General features: G+C 52.4%; 4 protein-coding genes and 1 pseudogene. 1 reads left to right on the top strand and 4 read right to left on the bottom strand.

Features of this window, described 5'->3' with window-relative positions; translation table 11 throughout:
* A partial coding sequence (locus WBB85_RS20045; RefSeq protein ID WP_432640353.1) for an ATP-binding protein occupies nucleotides 1-2153 on the bottom strand: 2153 nt, incomplete at its 3' end.
* 41 nt (nucleotides 2154-2194) lie between these two features.
* Entirely contained in the window at nucleotides 2195-2683 is a 489-nt protein-coding gene (locus WBB85_RS20040; protein ID WP_432640352.1) for a molybdopterin-dependent oxidoreductase, read from the bottom strand.
* Between the two features lie 157 nt (nucleotides 2684-2840).
* Here WBB85_RS20040 and WBB85_RS20035 point away from each other — a divergent pair, with 157 nt between their 5' ends.
* A complete protein-coding gene (locus WBB85_RS20035; RefSeq protein WP_432640351.1) occupies nucleotides 2841-3458 on the top strand; it encodes a LuxR C-terminal-related transcriptional regulator in 618 nt (205 codons plus the stop codon).
* A gap of 841 nt (nucleotides 3459-4299) precedes the next feature.
* On the opposite strand, the pseudogene WBB85_RS20030 reads toward WBB85_RS20035, so the two are convergent.
* Together WBB85_RS20030 and WBB85_RS20025 are read right to left on the bottom strand one after the other, a co-directional pair.
* Nucleotides 4300-4531 (bottom strand): annotated as a pseudogene (locus WBB85_RS20030) (IS3 family transposase); the annotation flags it as partial.
* A gap of 57 nt (nucleotides 4532-4588) precedes the next feature.
* Nucleotides 4589-5031, bottom strand: a 443-nt coding sequence (locus WBB85_RS20025; protein WP_432640350.1) for an enolase C-terminal domain-like protein, incomplete at its 5' end; no start/stop codon positions are given.

The following is a 5031-nucleotide window of genomic DNA, read 5'->3' as shown; positions in this document are numbered from 1 at the left end:
GACAATATTCGTTGCAACGCAGCCAGACGAATGGGTTTTGTGTGAAACATGCTCATGCCAGCCTGTTCACCAGCTTCGCGATATTCTTCCTGACCATGTGCCGTAAGCCCGACGATAGGCGTTTTGGCATTCAGGCTTTGGCCTGCCCTTAGGCGTTCTGTCGCTTCGATCCCATTCATTTCAGGCATGCTGACATCCATGAAGATAAGATCGAATTTCTCATCCTCGGCCTTTTCAAGACAAGCGACACCATTGACCGCTTCGGTGACGTGGTTGCCCAGACCTTCCAGCATGTCCCGCAGCACTTTGCGGCTGATGTAATTATCCTCAACCACCAGAACGCGCTTGGGATACTGGTCATATATTGACTTGACCGCAGGCGTCTCCTCGACTTCATTTTGCCTAAGATCTCGCCGCATCAGCGGGATCGTCAAAGTAAAGGTTGATCCCACGCCCACCCTGCTTGCAACAGATATGTCCCCCCCCAATTTGCGCGCAATTCTGCGCGATATGGATAGGCCAAGCCCGTCCCCCCGTGATTGACGGCCTTCACTTTTGGTAAGGGCCACGAAATCTTCGAAAACCTGCTCTTGCTGATCCGAAGGAATGCCAATTCCGGTGTCCTGAATGGCAATCTTCAAAGAGGTCTCAGATGCGCCATGTATCCCCGAAGCCGTGACGGAAATTCCACCTTCACTGGTGAATTTGATCGCATTGCCGATAAGGTTCGCAAGAATCTGGCGAATGCGATTGCTGTCCCCAAAGAACGCGGTTTGCATCGCTTCATCGATCGTCACGGACAAATCGAGGTTCTTTTCCTGCGCCAAGGGCTCCAACACATCGACCAAAGAGGTGCAGAGTTCGAAAAGATCAAAATTCTCCGGTTTCAATTGAAAGCTGCCCGTTTCAATTCGAGTGATGTCCAGGGCTTCGTTGGTGTGGCCTAGCAATATCTCGCTGGATGCTGTTGCGATACGCGCATAGCGATCCTGCTTCTCGGTCAATTCGGTGGTCCGCAATAGATCCAGAACACCTATGATACCATTCAGCGGAGTACGCATTTCATGGCTCATCACGGTCAGGAACTGAGATTTCGCCTTATCTGTTTGCTGGGCGCGATCGCGTGCATCAATCAACTTCTGCTCATTGATCTTTCGATCGCTAACATCCTGAATATAAGCGATGAATTTAGTATTTTCTTCATCCTCTACAGAGGTGATATTCAATTCGACCGGGAATTCTTCGCCTGTTTTGCGCAAGGCAAACAGTTCCACCCGCCCCCCGTCAACCACCCGGCGAACGCCCGTGGCAAGGAACCTCGCCATGCCTGTTTGGTGGGCTTCTCGCATGCGGTGCGGAATGATGGTGTTCTCCATGGTTTCGCCGATGATTTCATCTCGCGTCCATCCAAAGACATCTTCCGCCGCCGCGTTGTATTCAATGATCTCACCCTTGTCATTTGCGGTGATAATCGCATCCAGTGATGCTGCAATTGTCGATTTGAGCAGTTTTGAAGAAGCCAAAAGCTCGGCATCACGGGCGGCCGCCCCCGTGAGCATCCGGTCCAGCAACAGCATCAGTACGCCCATCACGAGAATAAGCGCAATCGCGATACCACCGGTCTGTCTGAGCTGTTTGGAAAAGGCAGCCCTCTGAGCGTCAGAGCGCGCGGCATCAATTTCCACCCCCAAGAGGGCAATTTTGCGAATGTCAGGACGGACCTCTGCCGTAAGTTCTGTTAATTGCCCCACCCTTTCATCGGTAAGCGGACCAGGTTGATCCGCAACAAGGGCCACTTGCTTTGCAAATTCAGAGATTGCCCCCGTAAGCCGCTCTGCTTCTTCGCTTTCGGAAAAGAACAGTCTGGAACGCCCTGACGTCAGAATTCCCAAACGACTTAGCGCCAGATCAAGCCGCAGCTTAATGGTTGAATCGTCGTAGTTGCCGTCCTCTTTTGGCTTCGTGAGCGAGACTTGCAGATTGGCAAATTCGGTTTCTAGCTGCGAAATACTCCACTGCGTGTTATCGTCTTCTGCCGTCGACAGGTCGCGAAGCTGTGCCGCAAGATCAGCCCACATCATGGTGAATAGCAAAATCAGCAGGCCAATGCCTGCGATTATGACAATTCTATAGCCTCTCAAACGAGCCTTCATGCGCAACCTAACAAGGTGAGATTGACGCGATGCGTCTTGGCTCACTCTTCAGTGACAACGAGGCGATTAAGTTGCCAAATACTGCGAGAGTACACAATCTCTGATTGATATTGCGGGTCTGAATCATAAGGAAAGACAACCCAGTAAGGTCCCTTGTCGCGAACCGGCATCGGTTCACCATTCATGCGTGTCGCAATGATCGGTGCCTCATCGCCCAGCTCTTCCACGGGAATTTTGATTGCGTAATCATTAAGGGCAATCATCTGCACCATGTTACCCGTGGCATTTCGATCCTCCAGCAACCGCTTGAGCGAGACGCCAGAAAACCTCGTGACGCCATCGGTCCAGATCGTAGAGGTTTCAAACCTGATCTGGTCCATCAGATCCAGTTCTTCCAAAGATAATTCCGCCGGATCGATTGCACCGGAAACCGCCAGGCTGACGCCGTCTTGGGCGACTGACGGGCTTGCAAATTGAATCACAAGCGCGAAGAGGAAAGCCAAATACCCTGCAGTCTGTTTGTCGTACATTTGCATCTTCCGTAAGTGGGTTCCGTTTCGCGATACACCATTCACCGAAACAATTATTGGAGGCAAAGGCATAGCCACCTATACTTAGGGAGAGGTGCGCCACCTTTTTGTCATTTTCCGCCTATACTTGAACGGCATGAATAAGGACTTTGCGTAAATGCCGAATATCCTGCTAGCAGATGATCACGGATTGGTCCGAGACACCATTTCAGCTTATCTCGGCACGATTGATGATTTCCATGTCACCTCGGTCTCCAACCTGGACGCAGCCCTTAAGGAACTGTCTGGATTGACCTCGTTTGACCTGTTGATCCTCGATTACCAGATGCATGGCATGAACGGTCTTGAAGGCCTGGAACGCGCCATGAAAGAACATTCAAACGTCAAAGTTGCGCTTATGTCAGGGATAGCCAACCGGGATGTTGCGAATATGGCCATGTCGCGCGGCGCCGATGGGTTTATTCCAAAATCGTTGACAGCGGCCTCTACGGTAAACGCGATAAGGTTCATTCTGTCAGGGGAACGCTACTTTCCATTCGATTTTGGAAATGCCCAAAACGAAACACCGCGCGATCGTGTATTCTCTGAGTTGTCAGAACGAGAAATGCAAACACTGGAACAGCTTTGCATCGGGCTGTCGAACAAAGAGATTGCGCGCGTCCTCAATATTCAGGAAGTCACCGTTAAACTGCATGTCAAGAATGTACTGGCAAAGCTCAAGGTCGCAAACCGCACTCAGGCAGCGCTGATGGCAAAAGAGCGGCACCTGTTCTGAGCAATTGAATGTCCTGCGTTTGCAGGTTGGCCCGTTCTTCCATCGAGAAGCCAGAAGATGAAGAAAAACCGTTTTGGCGAAGCACCGATCATTGGGTTATTGAAAGAACATCACCGGGACTGTCGCGGAAATGTTGCCGTCTGAGGTGACAGAATGACAGAAGAACGGTCTTCGCACTTTATCTCCAACCGTGGACGACAGTGCCCTCTCTCAGAAAAATCTCTGATACCGTTCCGCCGCGTGCGAACGAATAAACAGTCGCGATTGCAAGGAATTCGTCGGATCTGCAGGATCTACGGTCAAAGTCAGACGATCTGAAAGTCTTTTTGAACCCCGCCGTTGGAAGGCAAAAGACATCACGACTTGCTTCCATAAGCGGATTTGAACTGACGGTTGTGCTTGTGCCACGTCGCTCTATGATCCGCGTAACATCTTCCACTGGTATGTAATTGCCATCAACAATTCGGTAAATCATCAGATAGGCACCTACCGCCACGCCGGTGGAATGAACGCTCGAACAACCATTGTCGAGTTTGAACCAACCGGCAGCATTCCAATCACCACCAAGAAAGCCGGTCCCACTGCGACGGACGTAGGAATAGATATAAGAGTGGTCGGTTTCGTTACAGATCTGCATCCAAGCGTGAGCGCGTTGAGGCAAAAAATTAAGCGTGAATAAAGCGACCGAAAGTACCAATAGCGACTTCATCAAGAACCCCTCAAAATTAATCGGGTTCACGATAAGTGCGCAGCTCTGTCTTATCAACAGTTCAAGTCATTAGGCCCTGGACCCAGTGATTTCCGGTTGGTGGCGTGGCTCACGGTTTGATAACGGGCCGAGACCGCATCTTCTCGCGGCGCGGCGTTCCGACGATAATCAGCTTGGTATGGACGGGATCAATGCAAGCACGGCGAAAAGCCGGGTTCAGAAGTTTCCCTTCGCGGCTTTCGCCAAGATCCGCTTGTCCGAAGTTAGATCACAAACAGCTTTGCGCAGCCGCTCGTCCTCTTTCTGAAGACGCTTTCGCTTCCGTCAATCGGTCCGTGCCCTTTGCGCCATATGTCTTCTTCCAGCGGGAACAGCTCTGGTCAGCCACGCCGTTCTGCCGGGCGCTTCCAGACGCTAGGGACTACGCCCCCTGCCCGTAATCCGACCAATAGCTGTCCGGCGGCGGGCCGTAATCGAGCAATGCGCAGGAATAGACGGCGCTTTCGTCGAATGGGTAACGCGCCTCCATCTCAGGCGTCAGCACCAGACCAAGGCCGGGGGCGGTGGGGCGTAGCAGATGGCCGTCGACGATCTGGGCCTGATCGCCCATCATCTCGCGCCCCAAGGGAAAATCGAGCATCGGGAATTCCACCAGCGTGCCCCCGGCCGCAAAGGCCGCGTGGTAAGAGGCCATGATCGCCGCCGCCCCGCCCCAGGCATGGACGACAACATCGGTACCCTTCTTTTTCGCGGCGTCAAAGACATCCATCACCGCCGAAATCCCCCCCATGACCGAGGCGTCGGGCTGCACGAAATCATAGACATCGGCGTTCAGCCGTTCGATCATTTCCTTGGGCGTGGTGA

This window comes from Albidovulum sp. (assembly GCF_049646345.1).
Taxonomy (GTDB): domain Bacteria; phylum Pseudomonadota; class Alphaproteobacteria; order Rhodobacterales; family Rhodobacteraceae; genus Albidovulum.
This window is presented reverse-complemented; position numbering and strand designations above follow the sequence as displayed.